The sequence below is a fragment of the Mesorhizobium sp. WSM4844 genome (assembly GCF_055811775.1).
In genome coordinates this window covers 19461-41083 of sequence record NZ_JBVVQB010000057.1, presented here as the reverse complement: position 1 = coordinate 41083, position 21623 = coordinate 19461, and the positions used below count along the sequence as shown (strand labels likewise).

Genomic DNA, 21623 nt, shown 5'->3' with positions numbered 1-21623 from the left:
AGAACCGATCACCCTCCGTCGAGTTTCTTCACACCCCCCTCTGTCCTGCCGGACATCTCCCCCGCAAGGGGGGAGATCGGATGTCACGAATGCTTTCGCCAACCTCCGACGTTGCCAAGAGGGCGGCCACAGTGACACTGCCAATCTCCCCCTTTGCGGGGGAGATGGCCGGCAGGCCAGAGGGGGGTACTGTCCCGCCTGCGCCCCGAAATATTCCTGGGATGACGAAGGGATGAACGTCACACTCAATCGTCGGTGGCCGGCGTCAATTCGAGCTCGGCCGGCGACAGACCCTGCTGGAGCTGGCTCAGCCGGAATTCGTCGACCCAATATGCCTCGCCGTCGACGAGGACACGCGCCTTGTAGGCGCCGGCGGAAAAGCTCTGTGCGGTGATGTAGACCTTGTGGCGGTCGAGCGCCTTGCGCACCGCGGCACGCTTGGAATTCTGGCTGGTGACGGAACTGGCCATGGACTGCTCATACACACGCCGCCGCAGGAGAAGGCGGCTGCATAAGCATGGCCGAGCCCGGCTGTCGTGTCAATTTTTCAGTGGGCGCGAACGGCCTGGACCATCGCCGCGTCATGCCGAAACGAGCCCGCATCGTACCATGTCTGCCTTTTGGGTTGTCCTTCGTAAGAGGACAACCACTGAAGGAAACGGGCTTGCATCAGGAAACTTCTTTTTTTGTATCACGAATAATGGTTGACTCTCCTATTATCGTCCGGCCAGCAGCAGGGAAAGGAGCCTTTTGACATGATCCGCAAGAACCGCATGAAAGAGTTCGTTCCCGGTCGGGGTTACACCAAGGAAGACTGGGACGATGCCGACAGCCCGGAATTGACCGACGAGCAGATCGCCAAGGGCAAACCTTTTGCCGAAGCGTTTCCCGATCTGGCGGAGAGCATCAAGCGCGGCCGGGGGCGCCCACCTGTCGCCGTCCCGTTGCAGCAGATTTCCATCCGGCTTGAACCGGCGGTGACCGAGAAGTTCAAAGCAACCGGCAAGGGCTGGCAGGCCAGGGTCAACGATGTGCTGAAGAAGGCGAAAGTGGGCTGAGGCGGATATCATTTCGGCGAGGCCCACGGCATGGCGCCGTGCCCATTTGGTGCTTGTGCAGGGCGGCAACACCCGCCTGATCGGCCGGCATCGATCGGGCGAGCCGGCACCGACTCCTGCATGCATCAACTTGCCTACGGCAGCTTCGCCAGTTCGGCAGCGTGGCGGATGGCAAGCAAGGCGTCCCGGTTGGTCACCGGATAGCCTGCAATGAAGCGTTCGACCGAAAAGCCTGGAAATTCGGCTCTCAAGCGGGCCGCGGCGCGCCCCGCCTCGGCGGTCTCGCCCATGGCCGCATGCGAAAGCGCCAGGAACATCAGCACGTCCGGCGACTCCGGCGAACTCCTGCGGAGCGCCGCGACAGCTTCCCGATGCCTGCCGGCGGCAAACAGGATGCGGCCTTGCATGCCGAAATACCAGTGCGGGGCCAATGGATTGAGGCGCATGGCACGCTCGATGAGCGGAATCGCCTCAGCTGGATCGCCGGCGACAAGCGCTTTGCTGCCGGCCAGCAGCAGCAGTATGCCGGCGTGGTTGGAGCCGTATTCGAGAGCCCGCCGGTGCGCGCGCTCCGCTCCTTCGAGATCGCCAAGGCATGCCCTGACATTGCCAAGGCATGCGTGGGCGCAGCTGTCCGTCGGGTCGAGGCGCAAGGCGTTTTCGGCCGTGATCCGCCAGTTCTCGATCGACGTCAGCACGTCGTCGCCAAAGCCGTTGCAGGCCTCGACCGAATAGGCGTAGGCGAGTTCGGCCCAGCAGTTGGCGAAAGCAGGATCAAGCTCCAGCGCGCGCAAAAACAGGCGGATCGCCTCGGCATTGCCGGCGCGGCTGAACGTGGTGTGCTGTTCGAGCGCAAGCAGATAAAAATCATAGGCCCGCAAGCTGGCCGGCGGCTTGCGGCGAGCCGCATTGCGGCCGACCGTGGCCAGCGTTCCGTAACTGCCGGCGAACACGTTGATGATGCTTTCGGCCAGGCTGTCCTGCAGCGCGAAAATGTCCTCGGCCGGGCGGTCGTAACGCTCCCTCCACAGGTTGACGCCGCTATCGGCATCGGCAAGCTCTATCGTCAAGCGAATCCTCTGGTCGTCCGCACGCAACTGGCCCGATACGAAATAGGTGGCGCCGAGCGCCTTGCCTACCGCCGCGAAATCGGCCGGCTTGCTGCCCAGCGATTTCATCGTGTGGAAGGCGATGACAGGCAAGCCCGCGTATCGCGCCAGGTTGAAGGTGATGTCTGACGACAGGCCATCGGCAAAGCGGCGCCAGCGCTCGTCGGAATTCAGGCATTCGATCGGAAATATGGCGAGCACTGACGGAGCGTCCGACTGACGTGACTGCCCGCCGGGCCGAGCGCCGGAAGCGCCGGCAAAATACGCCGCGAGCCCGATCTTGGTGCGCACGCCAAGTTTTTCGTAGATGGCCGCCAGATGGGTGCGAACAGTGGTCGGGGCAATGAAAAGTGCATTGCCGATTTCGCGATAGGTCATGCCGGTTGCGAATTTTTCCGCGACCGCGCGCTCGCGACCCGACAAGGCATCGAGCGCCTGCGCCTTCGAAGCGTCATTGACCGTCATGGTGAAAACCGTCCCAGGACAGAATACTACAAATGCAGGAGGCCGAATACTGCATCTGCGCGATTCCGCCGCAGGCGCACAAATTGCAAGGTCGTTTGCCGCAACAAGCTGCAATCCGGGGGAGGTTCCATGCGTCCTGTTTCGATAATGCTGGCATGCACGATCTTGAGTTTTTCCGCCGCCCAGTCGCCGTCGTTCGCTAGAGGATGCAGGCAGGTGCTGGAATCGGATGTGAAAATCACGAGCATGCGCCTCTATGCCGACATCCTGGCCAATGCCGCCCGCAACGGCTGGGACTACACGCCTGAATCGATCGTCAGCGGCTCAAAGCGGCATTTCGAGGAGATGAAGCTGCAGTTGAATGACGCCGGCTATGAGATCATGCCCGTCGGCGTCCGCCTGTATTGCAAGCGGTGGGACAAGCTCGCCGCCCGCTAGCAACCAGCGATCCGCCCTTTGCGGCGCAAGCTTTGCCGAGACATCGATATGTCGAAGGTGCAGGCCAACTGTCTGCTTCTGCTTGCTGCTGCCTTTTGGGGCTTCGGCAATGTTGCGCAGAAGACTGTGCTGGATCATCTCGATCCGCTCAGCGCCGTGGGCATGCGCTGCCTGATCGCGGGGCTCATGGCCGCGCCGCTGACGGGGCTCGAATGGGGAACGAAATCCGGGCCAGGCTACTGGATCAGCCTCGCCAAAGTCAGCGCACTGTTCTCGATATCCATCATCATCCAGCAGGTCTCCTATCTCGACACCACGGTTACCAATGCGAGTTTCCTGGTGAGCACCGCAACGGTGATGACACCGCTCGCGGCCTGGTTGCTGATTGGCGAGCGCCCGACTGCTGTCGGCGGGCTTGCGGCTGCCATGACATTGGCCGGTGTCCTGCTGCTGTCCGGAGGCTTGATCACCAGCTTCAGCCAGGGCGATCTCGCTGCGACACTTTCGGCCGCGTGCTACGCGCTGTGGATGGTGGAGCTTGGTCGTCACATGCAGACCCACGGCGCGCCGATCGCAGCGGCTGCCGCGCAATTTCTCGGCGCCGCCGTGATCACGCTGCCGCTCGGCGCCGTTCTGGGTAATCTGTCGCTGGCCGCCATCAGCGATGCCGCCCCGGAACTCGCCGTGCTCGGCATCTTCTCGACCGGGGCCGCCTTCGGCATGCAGACGATCGCTCAACGCTTCACGTCGGCCAGCCATGCCGCGGTGATCGTCAGCGCAGAGAGCGTGTTCGGAGCGGTTGGCGCCGCCATATTTCTGGGCGAGCGGCTGTCGCCGACCGGAGCAGCCGGTGCTGCGGTCATATTTGGATCAATCACCTTGCTGTCGCTGACAACCGACAAAATCAGCAAGCCGGCGGTGGCAGACTGAGAGATCATCCCGGCAGTCCGGCGAACCCCGCGAAGCCGCCCCCCTGTTCTTGCGCAAATCTCCGGCCTTGGCTAGCATCCGCCCGCCGGCGCCGAGCGGAGGAGAACGTCGCGGTGGACCGGCTGGAGCGCCGTTGCGTCCCCCTGGGCGCTCAAAGGACACTCCATTTCTGGATCGACGCAGGAATTTTCGGAAAACCGGAACCGGTTTTCGGGTTCATGCGCTCATGTGGGAGGAGACTAAATTGATCAACAGACGTGAATTCCTGCTGTCGTCCGTGGCGATGGGCACGATGGCGCTGGCCGCTCCGCAACTGGCTTTCGCCCAGGACAAGCTGACCATCCTTGGTTCGGTGCCGAGCCTCGGCTTTCCGTTCTTCGTGCACATGCTGAACCAGATCAAGGCGGAAGCTCAGGCGCAGGGCGTCAATCTTGTCGAAAGCGACGGCCAGAACTCGGCGCCCAAGCAGACCGCCGATATCGAGGCAGCGCTCGTGCAGAAGGTCAACGCCATCGTCATCTCGCCACTCGACGTCAACGCGCTGGCCCCGGCCATCGAGCAAGCGATCCAGGCCGGCGTCCCCGTCGTCACCATCGACCGCCGCGTCGACGGGGTTGAAGGCATCCTCGCCCATGTCGGCGCCGACAACGTCAAGGGCGGCGAGGCCGAAGCGCAGGCCATGGTGGCGGCGTTCCCGAACGGCGCCAAGATTTTTCATCTGCAGGGCCAGCCAGGGGCCGGTCCGGCGATCGACCGCAACAAGGGCGTGCACAACGTCCTTGACCCGATGAAGGACAAGTACCAGGTCATCTTCGAGCAGACCGCCAATTTCGCCCGCGCCGAGGCGCTCTCGGTCACCGAGGCCGGCCTTGCCGCCAACGGCAAGCCCGACGCGATCATCTGCGCCAATGATGACATGGCGCTGGGCGCGGTCGAAGCCTGCGCGGCGCGCAACTTCACCGACGTCAAGATCTACGGCTTCGATGCGCTTCCCGAAGCGCTGGTCGCCGTGCGCGACGGCAAGCTGGCCGGCACCGTCGAACAGTTCCCCGGCGAGCAGTCGCGCACCGCGGTGCAGATCGCCGTCGCCTACGCCAGGGACAAGACCGAGCCCAAGGAAAAGCTCGTCCTGCTGACGCCGATCGTCATCGGCAAGGACAATCTCGACAAGGCGGAAAGGCTGGGCGAGACGAAGTAGGCCAATTGGCGAGGCCGGTGGGACAGCACCCCCCTCTGGCCTGCCGGCCATCTCCCCCGCAAGGGGAGAGATTGGCAGCTTCGCTGGCTGCGCCTTTTCTTCAACGTTGGTGATTGGCGAAAGCCGTGACGACATCCGATCTCCCCCCTTGCAGGGGAGATGTCCGGCAGGACAGAGGGGGTGTTCAAGCTCGGCGTTCAAGGTGGCATGAACTGCACCCCGGGAGAAACCTTTGTCCGTGGCTGAAAACGTAGCATCGTCACAGAGTCCCCCCCTCCTCGCCGTCGAGGGCGTGACCAAGCGTTTTGCCGGCGTCACCGCGCTGAGCGATGTCTCGCTCGAGGTTCGGCCCGGCGAAATCCTCGGCCTGCTCGGCGAGAACGGCGCCGGCAAGTCGACGCTGCTCAAGATCCTGTCCGGCGTGATGCCGCCGTCCAGCGGCCGCATCGTCTTCGACGGCGTCGAATTCAATCCGCACAATCCGCAGGATGCCAAGCGCCTCAGCATCGTCACCATCTACCAGGAACTGAGCCTGATCCCGACGCTGACCGTGGCGGAGAACATCTTTATTGGCCGCGCGCCGCTCGGGCGCTTCGGCCTGGTCAGCTGGCGGAAGATGGAGGTAGACTCGCGCGCGATCATCGCCCGCGTCGGCCTTGACCTCGACCCGGCGACGCCGGTGTCTGCGCTGTCGGTGGCCGAGCAGCAGCTGGTCGAGATCGCCCGCGCGCTGTCGCTGAAGAGCCGGCTCATCATCATGGACGAGCCGACCTCGGCGCTGACCGAAACCGAAGTGCAAAAACTGATGTCGATCATGGGCCGGCTGCGCAAGGACGGCGTCGCCATCATGTTCGTCACCCACCGGCTGGAAGAGGCCTCCGCGATCTGCGACCGCATGACGGTGCTGCGCGACGGCAGGCTGGCCGGCCATCTCGACCGCGATGGCGGGCCGATCAAGCTGCCGAAAATCATCGAGAAAATGGTTGGCCGCGCCGCGTCCGAGCTTTATGCCAGGCCGACGCTGCGCGATGTCGCCGGCGACGTCAGGCTTTCCGTGCGCGGCCTGCGCACGGTGCGCGATCCGCAGGCGCCGCACGCCATCGTGCTCGAAGGCATCGATCTCGACCTCAAGGCGGGCGAGATCCTCGGCGTCGCCGGCCTCGTCGGCTCCGGCCGCACCGAGCTTGCCCGCGCCATCTTCGGCGCCGACCGCATCGCCGCCGGCACCATCACCCTCGACGGCAAGACGATCGCGCCTGAAACACCCGCCGACGCCATCGCCCTCGGCATCGGCCTGGTGCCGGAAGACCGCAAGCATCAGGCGATCTTCGCCGCGCTCGGCATTCTCACCAACTTTTCCGTCGCAGCGCTCGGCCGCTACTCCAACGCTCTCGGCTTCATGGCCGAGCGCCGCGTGCGCCAGGCGCTGGCGAGCTACAGAAAAACGCTGTCGATCCGCATGGCCTCGCCCGAGCAGCCCATCGAGGGGCTGTCCGGCGGCAACCAGCAGAAGGTCATCCTCGCCCGCTGGCTGGCGCGCGACCCCAAGGTGCTGATCGTCGACGAGCCGACGCGCGGCGTCGATGTCGGCGCCAAGGCCGAGGTGCACCAGATCCTGGTGCAGCTCGCCGGGCGCGGCATCGCCATCATGATGATCTCGTCGGAATTGCCCGAAGTGCTTGCGGTGTCGGACAGGATCGTCACCATGCGGCGCGGTCGCATCACCGGCGAGATGCCAGGCATCGAGGCGACCGAGGAAAAACTGATGGAACTGATGGCGCTCGATCAAACGCAGGAAGCGACGCAATGACCAGCACGACCGAACAGAGCGAGCGCAGCGGCATCAATGTCGCGCGCCTGCTGATGAGTTTTGGCCCGCTGATGTTCCTGGCGCTGCTGATCGTCGTCTTCACCGTGCTGAAGCCGAGCTTCATCGATCCCATCAACATCTTCAACATCATGCGGCAGATCTCGATCACCGGGCTGATCGCGCTCGGCATGACCTTCGTCATCCTCACTGCCGGCATCGACCTGTCGGTCGGTTCGCTGCTGGCCTTCTGCGGCATGGTCGCGGCGGTGGTGGCCAAGGGCGGCACTGCCAACACGCTGTCGCTGTCGACGTCCGGCGCACAAGGCTATGGCTGGTTCGCCGCCCTTCTGGCTGCCGTCGTCGTCGGCGCCCTGGCCGGCGGCGTCCAGGGCTTTGCCATCACCCGGCTGAAAGTGCCGCCCTTCGTCGTCACGCTCGGCGGCCTCACCGTCTTTCGCGGCCTGACGCTGACGATCTCCAATGGCGGCCCGATCTCCGGCTTCGACGCTTCGATGCGCTGGTTCGGCACCGGCCTGATCGGCCCGGTGCCGGTGCCGGCGATCATCTTCGCGGCGGCGGCGATCCTCTGCCACATCGTCCTGCGCTACACGCGCTACGGTCGCGCCGTCTACGCCGTCGGCGGCAATGCCGAGGCGGCGCGGCTGTCCGGCCTGCGCGTCGACCGCATCCTGATCTCGGTCTACATCATCGTCGGCTTCTTCGCCGGCCTTGCCGCCTTCGTGCTATCGGCCAGGCTCAATTCCTCGGAAGCCGTCGCCGGCATCGGCTACGAGCTGACGGTGATCTCGGCGGTGGTCATCGGCGGCACCTCGCTGTTCGGCGGCATTGGCTCGGTCGGCGGCACGGTGGTGGGCGCGGCACTGATCGGCGTGCTGCAGAACGGGCTGCAGTTCAACAACGTCTCGTCCTACACGCAAAGCATCGTCATCGGCCTGATCCTGATCCTCGCCGTGGCCTTCGACCGCTGGCTGAAATCGCGGGTAAGGCGGTAGCCCGAGGGGCAATACAGACCTAGGTCGGCGGGACAGTACCCCCTTTGTCCTGCCGGACAGAGGGGGGTGTTCAAGCGCGGCGCATAGGGATAGGCAAGTTTCGCGCGGAGGGAATAGAAGCAGTGAACCACTATCACGTACCTCCGAACAACCGCGGCAATGCGCGCAAGATGCGCAAGGCCATGACGGAAAAGGCGCGTTCACGCTGGTGCGTTCACGCTGCGAACGCATCGCCCAATCTCCGAGCGGTCCACCCGCATCCGTAGAGCTCGTCTGCGGCGCGAGAAGATCGTTGCGGCGGGCGAACGCCACGAAGGTCGCTCGCGCCGTCTACTCCTGGCCGGCCCCGACGCGTTGGGCCGACAGGAACATCAGCGTATAGGCCGCCTTGCGGCGATCCCAGCCGGCCTGCTCGGCCATGTCCAGCAAGCCGTCGACCAGGGGCGCCAGCGCCGCCCTGCAATCGGTTTCATAGTTGAAATCGTTCTTCGGGCGGGTCGGCGCCGCGATCTTTCCAAAACTGTCCATCACATCCATGGCAACACCTGCTCCGCATTGGTCCGGACCGGCAAGACCGTGCCCGCTTTGGCGGACACGGTCCATCTGCCGTTTAGAAGCCTCGCTTTGGACGCCTGACCTTTAGTAGTCCATGCCACCGCCGGGCATTGCCGGTGCGGCAGCTTCCTTCTTCGGCTTCTCGGCCACCATCGCCTCGGTGGTCACCAGCAGGCCGGCGACCGACGCGGCGTCCTGCAGAGCGGCGCGCACCACCTTGGCCGGGTCGATCACACCTTGCGCGTAGAGATCACCGAACTCGTTGGTCTGGGCGTTCCAGCCATAGCCGAATTCGGTCTTCTCGCGCAGCTTGCCGACGATGATCGAACCTTCCGCACCGGCATTCTCGGCGATCTGGCGCACCGGCTGCTCGATGGCCCGACGCACGATCTCGACGCCGGTCCTCTGGTCGGGATTGTCGACGGCGACATTGTCGAGCGCCTTCGCTGCCCTGAGCAGCGCCACGCCGCCGCCAGGCAGTATGCCTTCCTCGACCGCAGCGCGGGTGGCGTGCATGGCATCGTCGACGCGGTCCTTGCGCTCCTTGACCTCGACCTCGGTCGAGCCGCCGACGCGGATGACGGCGACGCCGCCGGCGAGCTTGGCCAGCCGCTCCTGCAGCTTCTCGCGGTCATAGTCGGAGGTGGTCTCCTCGATCTGCGCCTTGATCTGGCTGATGCGTGCCTGGATCTCGTCCTTGCGGCCGGCACCGTCGACGATGGTGGTGTTCTCCTTCTCGATCAGCACCTTCTTGGCGCGGCCGAGCATCTCCAGCGTGACGTTTTCGAGCTTGATGCCGAGATCCTCGCTGATGGCCGTGCCGCCGGTCAGGATGGCAATGTCTTCCAGCATCGCCTTGCGGCGGTCACCAAAACCCGGCGCCTTGACGGCGGCAACCTTCAGTCCACCGCGCAGCTTGTTGACGACCAGCGTCGCCAGCGCCTCGCCTTCGACATCCTCGGCGATGATCAGCAGCGGCTTGCTCGATTGCACTGCGGCTTCGAGCACCGGCAGCATGGCCTGCAGGTTGGACAGCTTCTTCTCGTGGATCAGCACATAGGGCTCTTCGAGCTCGACGCGCATCTTGTCCTGGTTGGTGATGAAATAAGGCGAGAGATAGCCGCGATCGAATTGCATGCCCTCGACCACTTCGAGCTCGGTCTCGGCGGTCTTGGCCTCCTCGACCGTGATGACGCCCTCATTGCCGACCTTTTCCATCGCTTCGGCGAGGAAGCGGCCGATCTCGGCATCGCCATTGGCCGAGATGGCGCCGACCTGGGCGATCTCGTCGTTCCTTGTCACCTTGCGGGCATTGGCCTTGAGTTCGGCGACGATGGCGTCGACTGCCTTGTCGATGCCGCGCTTCAGGTCCATCGGGTTCATGCCGGCGGCAACCGCCTTGGCGCCTTCCTGGACGATCGACTGCGCCAGAACGGTAGCGGTCGTGGTGCCGTCGCCGGCGACGTCGCTGGTCTTCGAGGCGACCTCACGCACCATCTGCGCACCCATGTTCTCGAACTTGTCCTCAAGCTCGATTTCCTTGGCGACGGTAACGCCGTCCTTGGTGATGCGCGGGGCGCCGAACGACTTGTCGAGGATGACATTGCGGCCCTTGGGACCGAGCGTCACCTTCACCGCGTCGGCGAGGATGTTGACACCGCGCAACATCTTCTCGCGGGCTTCGGTATGGAATTTCACATCCTTGGCAGCCATTGGATAACTCCTTCAAATAGGCAGCTTTTCGTTGACTGATTGCTTGTTCAGGCCCCGCTCAGGCGGCCTTCTTTTTTATCTGGTCGGTCATTTCAATCACGCCCAACACATCGCTTTCCTTCATGATGAGCAGGTCCTCGCCGTTGAGCTTGATCTCGGTGCCCGACCATTTGCCGAACAGGATGCGGTCGCCGACCTTGACGTCGAGCGGCTGCAACTGTCCGCTATCGTCGCGCGCGCCGGGACCGGCGGCGATGACCTCGCCTTCCTGCGGCTTCTCCTTGGCTGTGTCAGGAATGATGATGCCGCCCGCGGTCTTCTCGTCGACCTCGATGCGGCGGACCAGGATACGGTCATGCAATGGACGGAACGCCATGTCGTTCTCCTCATGGGACAAACAGATTTTCTTGGACCTCCCTTCGCAGCCGACCAGTGGGTCGGTGCGACGGTGCGCGACCCCTGCTCAGGCATCACGCGCCTATCGAATTAGTCTGCCTATCCAGCCTTTCAAGAGGACGCCGAAAAAATTTTGGCACTCGCCGTTGTCGAGTGCCAACGCACCGTAATAACGCACTGTAATAATGGCGCTATTCCAGGATTTGAAACGACGGATGCGGCTTGAAATCGGGGCGCAACCTTCCGACATCATCGTCGATCCTGGCACCGTCTGCCGGCGGCCGGAACCGATGAGGAAGTGGAAGCGTTTTCCCCCGCGGAGGATGGACGCCTGATCGTTCGGAAAGGAGACGGGCATGGTCGGTAATGAGTTCCAGGTCAGCAACGAGTTCCGGCTCCAGATGCAGGGTTTTGGCCTGACGACGGCAGAGATCCATTATCGTCTTCCCGACTATCGGGACCTGCTGCAGCTCTTCATCTGGCAGCAATACGACATCGCCCCGGATTTCCCGACGCTGAAGCATTTCCTCGAATTTTGGGAACGCGAGATCGAGGGCCCGCTGCATTCTGTGCGCGTCGCCCATCACCGTCTGATTCAGCCCTCCGAATGGCGGGCGGTGGACGGCGTCATTACGCTGCAGTGAACGTGAAATAGAAAAAAGGCGGCGCTTTTCATGAATGGCGCCGCCTCTGCAGCACAGCGCGTCCGCCCCGGCTTCAGGTTCCCCGGCTTCAGGTTCATTGGCGTTCAGGTGGATTGGCGTTCAGGTGGATTTACGTCCCGTGACCAGCAGTCCGGCGGTGCGCGCCGCCTTGACGAAGGCGGTTCGCGCCTCGCGGGCGGTGCGCCAGCCGTCGAGCGCGTCGCGGCAGGCGCGATAGGCTGCGCGCCAGCTCCGGCCGCGCGCCCGGTCCGGCCATTGCTGCATGCATTCGATGGCTTCCCAGCTGCTGGCGACCTTGCGCTCTCCGACGGATTGGAGCTTGAGCGTGATCGGCTCGGAGAATGGGACGTCGTTCATCACTTCCTCCTTTTTTCTTTTTGAGAATAACCAGGAAGGCGGCCCGATCGGCGCCCGACTGACGAGATGGTTCGTATGGGTGCACGCTTCAAGATCTCCCCATCTCCAGACTACTTGCCTCCAGCCCTGCTTGCCGAAACCCGGCGCTATATGTCGTCGTCCGGGGGTTCGAGAAGTCCGATCAGCGTCGCCACCCTTGCCGACGGCAGCGGGCGGCCTTCGTTGACCAGCGCCTCATCGGCGCCGACCCAGGCAAAGGCCTCGCGCAACTCTTCGATCGTCGCGCCGGTCGAGGCGATGTCGGCGATCACGGCGTCGTCGACCGGGCCCAGCACCGAAATGATGTCGTCGCGTGTCATGGTCATGATGTCCTCCATGCGGCGTGCCGGCGCGACCCTCAAACGACGGTTGAAACCGGCATTGCCAGCACAATCGGGGCCAGTACAATCCGGCAACAAAAATTCTGGCAGCGGGACAGAATCTGGGTCTTGATTTCGGCCTGACAATAACCAAATGAAAATTGCCGGTTGCCGAATGGGACCGGCAGAACCCAGGGAGCGCCAAGCTCTTTGGCGTCCCTCGTACTATGTTGCTCCATGGAGGATGTAGCTATGAGAACCGCATTCGACTTTTCCCCGCTCTATCGGTCGAGCATCGGTTTCGACCGCATCTTCAACCTGCTGGAAAACGCGCCGCAGGCAGTCGAAACCTGGCCGCCCTATGACATCGAGCGAAGCGACGAGAACACCTATCGGGTGAGGATCGCCGTCGCCGGCTTTTCCGAGAACGATCTCGACATCAGCCACGAGCCGAACCTTCTCATCGTCTCTGGCGAGCGCAAGGAACACGACGAGGTGGAATATCTCCATCGCGGCCTTCCGGTGCGACCGTTCACACGGCGCTTCGAGCTTGCCGATCACATGACGGTCACCGGCGCCTCGCTCAACAACGGCCTGCTGACGATCGACCTCGTGCGCCAAGTGCCCGAAGAGATGAAGCCGCGTCGCATCACGATCGCCAAGCAAGACGCCGCGCCGAAGGCCGGACAGGTCGAGAAGCCGAAGCAGGCCGCCTGAGCGAAGGCGATCTCTGGCGTTCGCCTTTGACACAACCAGTCGAGAAAGGAGAACAGCAATGGCTATTCGTGATCTCATACCCTGGGGCCGGGAGAACAGTCCGGTTCCCAGCTTCTATCGTGACGAGGACCGCGACCCGTTCATGGCGTTGCATCGCGAGATGAACCGCCTGATCGACGACGCCTTCCGCGGCTTCGAAACGCGTATGCCGATGCTCAGCGGATTTTCGTCGGCGCGCGGCAGCTGGCCGAGCGTCGAAATCGCCGACGGCGAGAAGGAGATCCGCGTGACCGCGGAAATTCCCGGCATGGACGAAAAGGACGTCGAGGTGATGCTCGATGACGGCGTGCTGACGCTGCGTGGCGAGAAGCGCTCCGAGACCGAAGACAAGGACAGGCAGTTCTCCGAGCGGTTCTACGGCCGCTTCGAGCGCCGCATCCCGCTCGGCTACGAGGTCGAGGAGGACAAGGTGAACGCCGCCTTCCATAACGGCGTGCTCACCGTGACGCTGCCCAAGACGGAGCGCGCACGGACGAAAGCCAAGCGCATCGCCATCAGTGGCGGTGCCGCCAGCCCCGGCAAGAGCAAGCACTGACGACATCGGCAGCCGGACGCGCCAGCCGCGCCCGGCTGCGCAGATCCGCGCCCCGCCCAAAGGCACGGGCTTCATTTGTTCGGCCGATGCGCCTGATGGCGCGAAGGCCACATAGTGAGTATCTACGGAGCATTGAGTAGCAGCGTCGCTACCGTGGCGTTCCTGGCGCACAGGCTACGGAGCCCGTCATCCCTTGGGGTGGCGGGCTTTCGTATCAATTGTCGGCTTTATCGGCCTGTGAAAAGTCCTCGCCATCCGCTTCGTGTCACGATCGCGGGCGGAGGCGGCAGCCACCCGTCTCAGATCGCCTCGCGCTGCCGTTCCGGCGTGGCGACCAGCAAGGCCGCGGCGGCGTTGGCGGCAGCAAGTGCGGCCTCGACCCGATGGCCGCGGGCAAGGCCTGCCGCTAACGCGCCGACGAACTCGTCGCCGGCGCCATGGGTGCTGACCACCTTCACCGGAAGGGCGGCCCGCGCGAACGCCTGGCCGTCGCGGCCGCAATAGGCAACGCCCTCCCCGCCGGCCGTGACGATCGCCGCCGGGTAGAAATCGATCAGCATGCGTGCCGCCTCGGCAGCACTCTCGAGCGTATCGACGACCGCAACGCCGGCCAAAAATTCCGCCTCGATGGCGTTGACGATGACGATATCGGTGAGTGCGATCAATTCGCCGGACAGTTTTCGCGCGGGGGCGGCGTTGAGCACGACGCGGCCGCCATGCGCCTTCACCGCCCGCGCTGCGGCAATGTTGGCGGCTTCCGGCACCTCGTTCTGCAGCAGCAGCACCGCCGTTTGCGCAACCATCTCGGTCGCGGCCACGATGTCCTTCTCGCCCAAGGTGAGATTGCTGCCCGAGACGATCACCGCGCCATAATCGCCGCCGGCGTCGAAGATCACCACGCTCATGCCCGAGCCGGCGCCAGGTGCGACCCGCACGAAGCGGCTGTCGACGCCGCGGCGCGCGAGATTGCCGACAAGCGCGCGGCCGAAATCGTCATCGCCGACGGCGCCGATCATTGCCGAGCGCACGCCGGCCCGCGCCGCCGAGACCGCCTGGTTGCCGCCCTTGCCGCCGCATTTCGGCTGCCAGGCATGGCCGGTTACGGTTTCGCCCTTGCGCGGGCGGTCAGGCGCTTCGACCATGATGTCGTAATGCAGGCTGCCGAACACGGTGACCAGCGGAGCCGTCATGTGCCCCAATCTTTCATGAGCCGCCCCAATCTTTCATGAACCGCCCTTGTCCCGGCGTTTCGACGTCACCGCCGACATCGTGCGGCCGAGATTGCGCTCCGCCGCCTGGTAGTCGCGCTGCGCCACCGCGACGAACAGCGCGTCGAGAATGTTGAGCTGGGCGATGCGCGCCGCCGCGTTCTCGCCCATCAATGGCGAGCCCTGCGCGGTCGAGCACAGCACGATGTCGGCGACGGCGGCCAGCGGCGAGTTGTCGTAATTGGTGATCGCCAGCGTCCGCGCACCGCTCTTGCGGGCGAGATGAATGGCATCGATGACGGCGCTGGTGTTGCCGGAATGCGAGAAGCCGACGGCGATGTCGTCGGCGCCGAGCAGCGAGGCCGACATCAGCATCATGTGCGAATCGTCGTAGACAGATGCGCGGATGCCGATGCGCAGGAATTTGTGCGAGACGTCGCGCGCGATCTGCGCCGAACCGCCGACGCCATAGAAATCGCGGTTCCTGGCGCGGTACAAAAGATCGGCGGCGCGGTCGAAATCGTCCATGTCGAGGATCGCCAGCGTTTCCTCCAGCGCCTGGATCGAGGTGCGGAACACTTTTTGGACGATCTCGGCCGAGCTGTCGTCGACCGACAGTTCCTGGTGCATTTCGGCGGTCGGCAGGCGGCTGTATTCATAAACCGCGGTGCGGAAGTCGCGATAGCCGGAAAAGCCCAGTTTCTTGGCGATCTTCACCACCATCGCCTCCGACACGCCGGCTTCTTCGGCGATCTGCTTGAGCGGAATGGTCTCGTCGAAGCCGCGCCGTCCGAACACGGTTTCCACCACCTTCGCCTCGAGCGGTGTCAAATGCGGCATCATCATGCGGATCCGCGGTCCTACTGCTTTCAGATCCAGGCTGGTCAAGGTCATCCACGTCCCCTCGTCACGCGATCGATGAGCATCGCGGCGAGGATTATAAGGCCAGTTGCCAAGAGCTGATAGAAGGACTGGACATTCATCAGCGTCAGGCCGTTGCGCATGGTGCCGAGGATGACGGCGCCCAGGATGGTGCCGACGACGCTGCCCTTGCCGCCCATCAGCGAGGCGCCGCCGATGGCCGCCGCGGCAATGGCATCGAGCTCCCAGAGATTGCCGAGAATGGGTTCGGCGGCACCCAGCCGTCCGATCAGGATCTGCGCGGCAAGGGCCGCCAGCAGGCCCGAGATCATGTAGGCGGCGATCTTGGTGCGAGCGATCGGCACGCCGGCTATGTAGGCCGCCTCCTCATTGCCGCCGACGGCGAGCAGATATTCGCCGAAAGGCGTCTTCTTGAGGATGATCCAGGCGATCAGCGCGACCACGGCCACGATGATGACCGCCAGTGGCAATCCGAACAGCGAGCCGTTGAAGATGGCGCGGAAGCCGGCTGGCAGGCCGAGCACCGGATTGCCGCCGGTATAGATCAGCGCTAGCGCCCGGTAGGTGCTGAGCGTTCCCAGCGTGACGATGAAGGGCTGCAGCCCGACATAGGCGACCAGCACGCCGTTGAGCAGGCCGCAGACGAGGCCGATGGCGAAGCCGGCGGCGATGGCCAGCGGAAACGGCACGCCGGCAACCAGCATCGAGGCCGAGATGACGGCCGAAAGGGCTGCCGTCGGCCCGACCGACAGATCGATGCCGCCCGAGATGATCACCAGCGTCATGCCCAACGCCAGGCAGGCGTTGATGCTCGACTGCTGCAGGATGTTGATCAAATTGCGCTCGGCAAAGAAGCCCGGGACCAGCGCGCCGAAGACGGCGAGGATCACCACCAGGCCGATCAGCGTGCCGGCGTCGCGCAGCGAAAACCGGTGCAGGAATTCAGCCCGTGGGCGCGCTGCTGTGTGTTCGGTTACATCAGTCATACGCTGGTCCTGTCCGTTGTGCCTTGCCGGCCCGATGGCCTTGCGCCTTGCCGGCCTTGTGTCTCCGTTTGCGGTATGGCGTGCGCCGCGATCGCCTGTTCGCTGAGATCAGCCCGGTCGAGCTCGGCGGCGACCGTGCCATCGCGCATGACCAGCACGCGGTCGGCGAGCCGGATCACCTCGGGAAGCTCGGACGACACGACGACGACCGAATGGCCTTCGGCGGCGAGCTCCTCGATCAAATGGTAGATCTCCGCCTTGGCGCCGACGTCGATGCCGCGCGTCGGCTCATCGAACAAAAGGATGCGCGTTCCCGCCGCCAGCCAGCGGCCGATGATCGCCTTCTGCTGGTTGCCGCCGCTGAACAGCCGGATCGGCCGCTCGAGCAGGAACGGCCTAAGATTGACCCGCTTCATCTTCTCGGCCGCGACCCGTTTCAGCCTGGTGTGATCGATGACGCCGCGCGGTGCGAACACGCCCATCGACGCCAACGCCATATTGCTGGAGATCGACCGCAGCGGCACGATGCCTTCGCGCTTGCGCTCCTCCGGCACCAGGCCGATGCCGGCGGCGATGGCGTCGCGCGGACTGCAGAGTTTTATCGCCTTGCCGTCGATCTCGACCCTGCCCGACGAGGCGCGGTCGGCGCCGGCCAGCAGCCGCAGCAGTTCGGTACGGCCCGAGCCGACCAGGCCGGCAATGCCCAGCACCTCACCGCGATGCAGGTCGAACGAGACGTCATGGACCTTGGTTGCCGAGGCGAGGCCACGCACGCTCAGCCTGACCTCGCTGGAAACGTGCGAGCGGTGCTGTTCCTGGGCAAGCTCGCGGCCGACCATCATCGAAACGACGGTCTTTTCCGACATTTGCGCCAGATCGACGGTTTCAACCACGACGCCGTCGCGCATGATTGTGGCGCGCTGGCAAATGCCGAACACCTCGTCCAGCTTGTGCGAGACATAGACGACCGCGACACCGTCGCGCGCCAGTCCGGCAATGACTTCGGCCAGCCGCTCGAACTCGCTCGGCGTCAGGCTCGATGTCGGCTCGTCCATCGCCACGATGCGTGCCCGATCGAGCAGCGCCCGGGCGATCTCGACGATCTGCCGCTGCGCGACCTTCAGGCTGCCGAGCGGGACTGCCGGATCGATCGTCGGATCGAGGGCGGCAAGGGCTTCCGCAGCGCGACGCTCCTGCTCGCGCCGGGCGACCAAGATGCCGCCGCGCGTCAGCGGATGGCCGAGGAACATGTTCTGGGCGACGCTGAGATGCGGCACCTGCTGCAATTCCTGATGGATCATGGCGACGCCCGCGGCGCGCGCCGCGACCGGGTTGTTCAGCGTTACCCGTCTGCCGTCGATCAGCACGCTTCCGGCGGTCGGCCTGTAGACCCCCGACAGGATGCGCAGCAGCGTCGATTTGCCGGCGCCGTTCTCTCCGAGCAGGCCATGGATTTCGCCGGCGCCGACCGAAAAGGACACATCGCTCAGCGCCCGCACCGCCGGAAACACCTTGGAAATGCCCTCGAATTGCAGCCGCGGCACAGACATTGGTTCTATTCTCCAGGCAAAGGGCGCCAGCCCGGCCGGCACCCGCAGTCCTGCCCTTAATTGCCCGCCGCCGCGTCCTCGAGCAGCGCCTTGCGCACGGCGTCGCCGGCGCCGGAATAGCGGTCGGCATTGTCCTTGGTGATCAGCGCCTGCGGCGTGGCGACGACGCGCGGCAGCTTCTGCCCGGCCACCAGTCGCAGCGCCGATTCCAGCGCCACCTCGCCGGTCAGCACCGGGAAGCTATCGACAGTGCCGGTCAGCTCGCCGGCGCGGATCGAGGCATAGGCGTCGGAGATGCCGTCGGTGCCGAAGACGGCGACCTTGTCCTGCAGGCCGGCGGCCTTGACCGCCTCGACGATGCCCAGCGCCATGCCGTCATTGTTGGCATAGAAGCCGATCAGGTCGGGGTGCCGCTGCAGGATGTTGCTGGCAGCGTCGTAGGAGGTCTGGCGATCCCAGTTGCCGGGCACGCTGGCGACGATCTCGAACTTGCCGGCTTCGGTGATCGTGGTCTTGAAGCCATCGGTGCGCTGGACTGCGGCATAGACGCCGGCCTGGCCTTCGACGATGGCGACCTTGCCGCCATCCGGCCGGTTCTTGATGAACCATTTGGCGACGCGCACGCCATTGTCGCGCTGGACATTGCCGACATAGTGCTCCGCCTGCGGGATGACCGCGTCATTGACATTGACCACCGGCACGTTGGCGGCCTTGGCCTGTTCCATGATCGGCTGCAGGTTGGAGTCGGTCTGCGGCGAGACGAGCAGCACGTTGTAGCCCTGCGTGACCAGGCCTTCGGCGATTGTCAGCTGGCCGAGCTGGTCGCCCTCGCTCTGCGCCGCCTGGTAGACGACCGGCACGCCGACGCGATCGCCGAACGACTTGTAGCCCTCACCCAGCGAGCGCCAGTATTCGTTGGTCAGCGTCTTGGAGACGGCGCCCGCCCTGGTGCCGTCGGGCAGCTTGGGAAACGCGCCGAACTTGGCCTCGAGCTGCGACCAGTCGATGCGGCCCTTCTCGGTATCGGAATTGAGCGGCGCGAGGTCGGTCGAAAAGGCCGAGCCGATGGACAGCGCCATCAGCGCAGCGGTGGCGGTGGCAAGCAGAAATTTCATGGTCTTTCCTCCCTTGTTGAACGATTTTGAGGTCGAGCCTCAGCTGTCCGGCCCGAGCATGGCTTCCTGGATGATGGCTTGCGACGCGACCGCGTCCTGGCGGTCGATGGCGGTGGACAGGCGATTGTCCTTCTCCAGCTGGTCGACGACGCGCAGCATGCGATTGACGGTGGCGATGTTGACTTCGCATTCGTGGACCGGATCGAGCCCGGTCATGTCGGGGAAGGTGTCGAAGTAGATGGCGCCGGCGTAGCCGTCGCGGCGGATCTGGCGGAGCAGCTCGACCGTCTGCAGCGTATGCACCGCGCCGACCATCAGGCCATCGTCGCGCTTGGCGTAGCCGTCGTTGAGATGCACGCCCAAGAGTTTGCTGTGGCGCGCCACGAGTGCCGCGGCAAAGGCCGGCTGCTCGTCGGCATAGAGCACATGGGCGAAATCAAGCGTCACGCCGAGATTGGCCAGGCCGACATCGCGGATCGCCAGCAATGTCGTCGCTGCGTCGGGCATCAGGCTGTAGGAGCGCGGCTCGTTGGGCTTGTACTCCAGACTGATCTGGCAGTCGGGATCATGCGCAGTAACTTCACGAATTCCATCTATTTCATGTTGCCACAGTGTCGCGTAATCGGCCTGGAAGGCATAGTCGAAGCCATCCTGACCAAGCCACAGCGTCATCAGATTGGCGCCCGCCTCACGCGCGGCGTCGATGCCGGCCTTGGTCAGGTCGATGGCTTCGCGGCGAACTGCCGGATCCGGATTGGTGAAGGCGCCGAGCTTGAATGCCGGATTGGAGTAGTAGCGCATGGCGAAACCATTGATGGAAAGTCCGAGATCGCCGAGTTTTCGCGCTATTTCCGCAGGTTTTTCACCGACATGATCGGGAAAGTTGAGGTCAAGGTCGGTCAGCCCCGCAACGTTCGCCGCACGCGCTGCCATCTGCAGCATGGACGGCTTGCCGACAAGCTCCGGCCATTCGGCCTGCGGCCGCGAGGCAAAGGAATTGAGGCGTGTCGCGAAACGATTGGCTGTCATGGATGACCCCTTCTTGGACATAACTTCACATACTTTAGTTTATTTGTAAAGTCAGATGTGCCGTTTGATTCAAGACTGGGCGACGGTACAGCGTACATAGAGAGGAGCAGACGGCCACGAAGAGACGAACTGCTGACGCACGATTTGATCCGCGTTCATGATGCTTTAAGCGCAGTTGTTACCGTTTTCGCAAAAACGGTAACAACTCAATGATGGCCGTGGCAGCGAAGTTGTGTTATTACCCTTTTCGCGAAAACGGTAACAACGCCCATGCAGCAAATACCCCACACATACCAGACGCTCTATTCCGAGTTGGCGCAGCGGTCGCTGGACGCCGCGTTTTCGACGGAATTCAACATCGGCGGCCGCTTTGTCACAGCCGAGGTGAAAGGCCGCCGCTACTGGTATCTCGACCTACCTAGCCCTGACGGCGGCAAAACACGCAGATATGTCGGCCCCGTCGACGATCCTGAAATCACCAGGAGGGTCGAAAACTTCAAAGACCTGAAAGCCGACATCAAAGAGCGGCGAAAACTGGTTTCGACACTCGTTCGCGAAGCCTACCTGCCACGGCCGGAAAGGAAGACCGGCGACATTGTCCAGGCACTCGCCGAAGCTGGCTTCTTCAGACTTCGTGGCGTCCTGGTCGGTACCGTCGCTTACCAATGCTATCCAGCCGTCCTTGGCGTTCGCCTACCTAGCACGTCAATGGTCACCGGCGATGCCGATTTTGCGCAGTTTCATTCGATCTCGACGGCCCTCGATGACAAAATGCCACCCGTGCTCGATACGCTGAGGCAAGTCGATCCGACTTTCCGAGAGATTCCGCACCAGGCTGATGGCCGCTTCACGACGCAATACTCGTCTCGCTCCGGATACAGGGTCGAATTCCTGACTCCGAACACCGGTTCGGCCGACTACGAGGGTCATCCTACAACCATGCCCGCGCTTGGTGGCGCGTCGGCGCAGCCCCTGCGCTTTCTCGATTTCCTGATATACGAACCGATCCGGGCCGTTCTCCTGCACGGCGCCGGCGTGCCGGTGAACGTGCCTTCGCCCGAACGGTACGCGATCCATAAGCTCATCATCGCCAGCCGCCGCCGGACGGACAACGACGGCACCGCCAAGAGCCGCAAGGACAAGATGCAGGCTGCAACCATCATGGAAGCCATGATCGAACAACGGCAGTCGGAAGATCTGGCCGATGCTTTCATGGAGGCATATGGCCGCGGTGCGGCCTGGAAGGAAGCCATACGCAAGACACTGTCCCAGATTGACCACGGCACGCGCGAAACCGTCCTGCCGGCGCTGGCCCGCGCTATTCGAAAGCTGGAAAGAGATCCTAGCGAATTCCACCTTGAAGACGTGGCGGCCGCACCGAAGCCGTAGGGCCTGCGCATAAAGGTTCCGGGCGGGCGCTGCTGATCGTAACCCTGTACAACCGCTGGCCGCCCTTGCGTCTTGCGCGCCAATTC

24 protein-coding genes are annotated in these 21623 nt (G+C 63.8%); 10 read left to right on the top strand and 14 right to left on the bottom strand.

Going from position 1 to position 21623, the window contains the following annotated elements:
- Window positions 1-245: 245 nt before the first annotated feature.
- Window positions 246-470, bottom strand: a complete 225-nt coding sequence (locus AC0L2A_RS29840; RefSeq protein ID WP_029351283.1) for a hypothetical protein — start codon at window positions 468-470, stop codon at window positions 246-248.
- Window positions 471-773: 303 nt separating this feature from the next.
- Here AC0L2A_RS29840 and AC0L2A_RS29835 point away from each other — a divergent pair, with 303 nt between their 5' ends.
- Entirely contained in the window at window positions 774-1058 is a 285-nt protein-coding gene (locus AC0L2A_RS29835) for a BrnA antitoxin family protein (RefSeq protein WP_473611849.1), read from the top strand.
- A 134-nt stretch (window positions 1059-1192) separates the two neighbouring features.
- Here AC0L2A_RS29835 and AC0L2A_RS29830 read toward each other — a convergent pair whose 3' ends face one another.
- Window positions 1193-2632 (bottom strand): LuxR C-terminal-related transcriptional regulator, encoded by a 1440-nt coding sequence (locus tag AC0L2A_RS29830; RefSeq protein WP_473611846.1) that lies wholly within the window; start codon window positions 2630-2632, stop codon window positions 1193-1195.
- A gap of 26 nt (window positions 2633-2658) precedes the next feature.
- Entirely contained in the window at window positions 2659-2880 is a 222-nt protein-coding gene (locus tag AC0L2A_RS29825) for a hypothetical protein (protein WP_473611844.1), read from the bottom strand.
- On the opposite strand from AC0L2A_RS29825, the gene AC0L2A_RS29820 reads away from it, so the two are divergent.
- From AC0L2A_RS29820 to AC0L2A_RS29800, 5 genes are all read left to right on the top strand, one after another.
- The gene (locus AC0L2A_RS29820; protein WP_128171069.1) at window positions 2864-3070 is read left to right on the top strand and encodes a hypothetical protein; all 207 of its coding nucleotides are present in this window, start codon (window positions 2864-2866) and stop codon (window positions 3068-3070) included. The genes AC0L2A_RS29825 and AC0L2A_RS29820 overlap by 17 nt on opposite strands.
- A 48-nt stretch (window positions 3071-3118) precedes the next feature.
- Window positions 3119-4000: a DMT family transporter gene (locus AC0L2A_RS29815; protein ID WP_473611843.1), complete on the top strand. Its 882-nt coding sequence runs from the start codon at window positions 3119-3121 to the stop codon at window positions 3998-4000.
- A 247-nt stretch (window positions 4001-4247) separates the two neighbouring features.
- Window positions 4248-5198, top strand: coding sequence for a substrate-binding domain-containing protein (locus AC0L2A_RS29810; protein WP_473611848.1), 951 nt, complete (start codon window positions 4248-4250; stop codon window positions 5196-5198).
- A gap of 238 nt (window positions 5199-5436) precedes the next feature.
- On the top strand, window positions 5437-7008 hold the full coding sequence (locus tag AC0L2A_RS29805) for a sugar ABC transporter ATP-binding protein (RefSeq protein ID WP_473611842.1): 1572 nt from the start codon (window positions 5437-5439) through the stop codon (window positions 7006-7008).
- Window positions 7005-8021, top strand: a complete 1017-nt coding sequence (locus tag AC0L2A_RS29800) for an ABC transporter permease (RefSeq protein WP_473611841.1) — start codon at window positions 7005-7007, stop codon at window positions 8019-8021. Before AC0L2A_RS29805 ends, AC0L2A_RS29800 begins: the two co-directional genes overlap by 4 nt.
- Window positions 8022-8351: 330 nt before the next feature.
- Here the strand turns inward: AC0L2A_RS29800 and AC0L2A_RS29795 are convergent, their stop codons facing one another.
- The 3 genes from AC0L2A_RS29795 to AC0L2A_RS29785 all read right to left on the bottom strand — a co-directional run bounded on the left by AC0L2A_RS29795 (window position 8352) and on the right by AC0L2A_RS29785 (window position 10665).
- Window positions 8352-8558, bottom strand: coding sequence for a hypothetical protein (locus tag AC0L2A_RS29795; protein ID WP_473611840.1), 207 nt, complete (start codon window positions 8556-8558; stop codon window positions 8352-8354).
- Window positions 8559-8660: 102 nt separating this feature from the next.
- Window positions 8661-10289, bottom strand: coding sequence for a chaperonin GroEL (gene groL, locus AC0L2A_RS29790; RefSeq protein WP_473492907.1), 1629 nt, complete (start codon window positions 10287-10289; stop codon window positions 8661-8663).
- Window positions 10290-10347: 58 nt separating this feature from the next.
- Window positions 10348-10665: a co-chaperone GroES gene (locus AC0L2A_RS29785; protein WP_023799038.1), complete on the bottom strand. Its 318-nt coding sequence runs from the start codon at window positions 10663-10665 to the stop codon at window positions 10348-10350.
- A 376-nt stretch (window positions 10666-11041) separates the two neighbouring features.
- Between AC0L2A_RS29785 and AC0L2A_RS29780 the strand changes: the two genes are divergently transcribed.
- Window positions 11042-11329 carry an usg protein gene (locus AC0L2A_RS29780; protein WP_091598882.1) on the top strand — a complete coding sequence of 96 codons (288 nt, stop codon included), beginning with the start codon at window positions 11042-11044 and terminating at the stop codon, window positions 11327-11329.
- Window positions 11330-11449: 120 nt separating this feature from the next.
- Here the strand turns inward: AC0L2A_RS29780 and AC0L2A_RS29775 are convergent, their stop codons facing one another.
- Both AC0L2A_RS29775 and AC0L2A_RS29770 read right to left on the bottom strand, forming a co-directional pair.
- On the bottom strand, window positions 11450-11707 hold the full coding sequence (locus AC0L2A_RS29775; RefSeq protein ID WP_128247007.1) for a DUF982 domain-containing protein: 258 nt from the start codon (window positions 11705-11707) through the stop codon (window positions 11450-11452).
- A 146-nt stretch (window positions 11708-11853) separates the two neighbouring features.
- A complete protein-coding gene (locus AC0L2A_RS29770; RefSeq protein ID WP_023799042.1) occupies window positions 11854-12072 on the bottom strand; it encodes a hypothetical protein in 219 nt (72 codons plus the stop codon).
- Window positions 12073-12318: 246 nt separating this feature from the next.
- Here AC0L2A_RS29770 and AC0L2A_RS29765 point away from each other — a divergent pair, with 246 nt between their 5' ends.
- Window positions 12319-12783, top strand: a complete 465-nt coding sequence (locus AC0L2A_RS29765) for an Hsp20 family protein (RefSeq protein ID WP_128171064.1) — start codon at window positions 12319-12321, stop codon at window positions 12781-12783.
- A 58-nt stretch (window positions 12784-12841) separates the two neighbouring features.
- The gene (locus AC0L2A_RS29760) at window positions 12842-13378 is read left to right on the top strand and encodes an Hsp20/alpha crystallin family protein (RefSeq protein WP_473611838.1); all 537 of its coding nucleotides are present in this window, start codon (window positions 12842-12844) and stop codon (window positions 13376-13378) included.
- 299 nt (window positions 13379-13677) lie between these two features.
- Here AC0L2A_RS29760 and AC0L2A_RS29755 read toward each other — a convergent pair whose 3' ends face one another.
- The 6 genes from AC0L2A_RS29755 to AC0L2A_RS29730 are packed head-to-tail and all read right to left on the bottom strand — an operon-like array spanning window position 13678 to window position 20148.
- Window positions 13678-14568 carry a ribokinase gene (locus AC0L2A_RS29755; RefSeq protein WP_473611837.1) on the bottom strand — a complete coding sequence of 297 codons (891 nt, stop codon included), beginning with the start codon at window positions 14566-14568 and terminating at the stop codon, window positions 13678-13680.
- A 33-nt stretch (window positions 14569-14601) separates the two neighbouring features.
- Entirely contained in the window at window positions 14602-15480 is an 879-nt protein-coding gene (locus AC0L2A_RS29750) for a MurR/RpiR family transcriptional regulator (protein ID WP_091598869.1), read from the bottom strand.
- The gene (locus AC0L2A_RS29745) at window positions 15477-16454 is read right to left on the bottom strand and encodes an ABC transporter permease (protein WP_023799047.1); all 978 of its coding nucleotides are present in this window, start codon (window positions 16452-16454) and stop codon (window positions 15477-15479) included. The genes AC0L2A_RS29750 and AC0L2A_RS29745 overlap by 4 nt, the downstream gene beginning before the upstream one ends.
- On the bottom strand, window positions 16451-18004 hold the full coding sequence (locus AC0L2A_RS29740; protein WP_473611836.1) for a sugar ABC transporter ATP-binding protein: 1554 nt from the start codon (window positions 18002-18004) through the stop codon (window positions 16451-16453). The genes AC0L2A_RS29745 and AC0L2A_RS29740 overlap by 4 nt, the downstream gene beginning before the upstream one ends.
- Window positions 18005-18060: 56 nt before the next feature.
- Window positions 18061-19119 (bottom strand): sugar ABC transporter substrate-binding protein, encoded by a 1059-nt coding sequence (locus AC0L2A_RS29735; protein WP_473611834.1) that lies wholly within the window; start codon window positions 19117-19119, stop codon window positions 18061-18063.
- Window positions 19120-19158: 39 nt separating this feature from the next.
- A complete protein-coding gene (locus AC0L2A_RS29730; protein ID WP_473611833.1) occupies window positions 19159-20148 on the bottom strand; it encodes a sugar phosphate isomerase/epimerase family protein in 990 nt (329 codons plus the stop codon).
- Between the two features lie 270 nt (window positions 20149-20418).
- Here AC0L2A_RS29730 and AC0L2A_RS29725 point away from each other — a divergent pair, with 270 nt between their 5' ends.
- Complete coding sequence (locus AC0L2A_RS29725) at window positions 20419-21537, top strand: nucleotidyltransferase family protein (RefSeq protein ID WP_473611832.1); 1119 nt, start codon at window positions 20419-20421, stop codon at window positions 21535-21537.
- The last annotated feature ends 86 nt before the right edge of the window (window positions 21538-21623 follow it).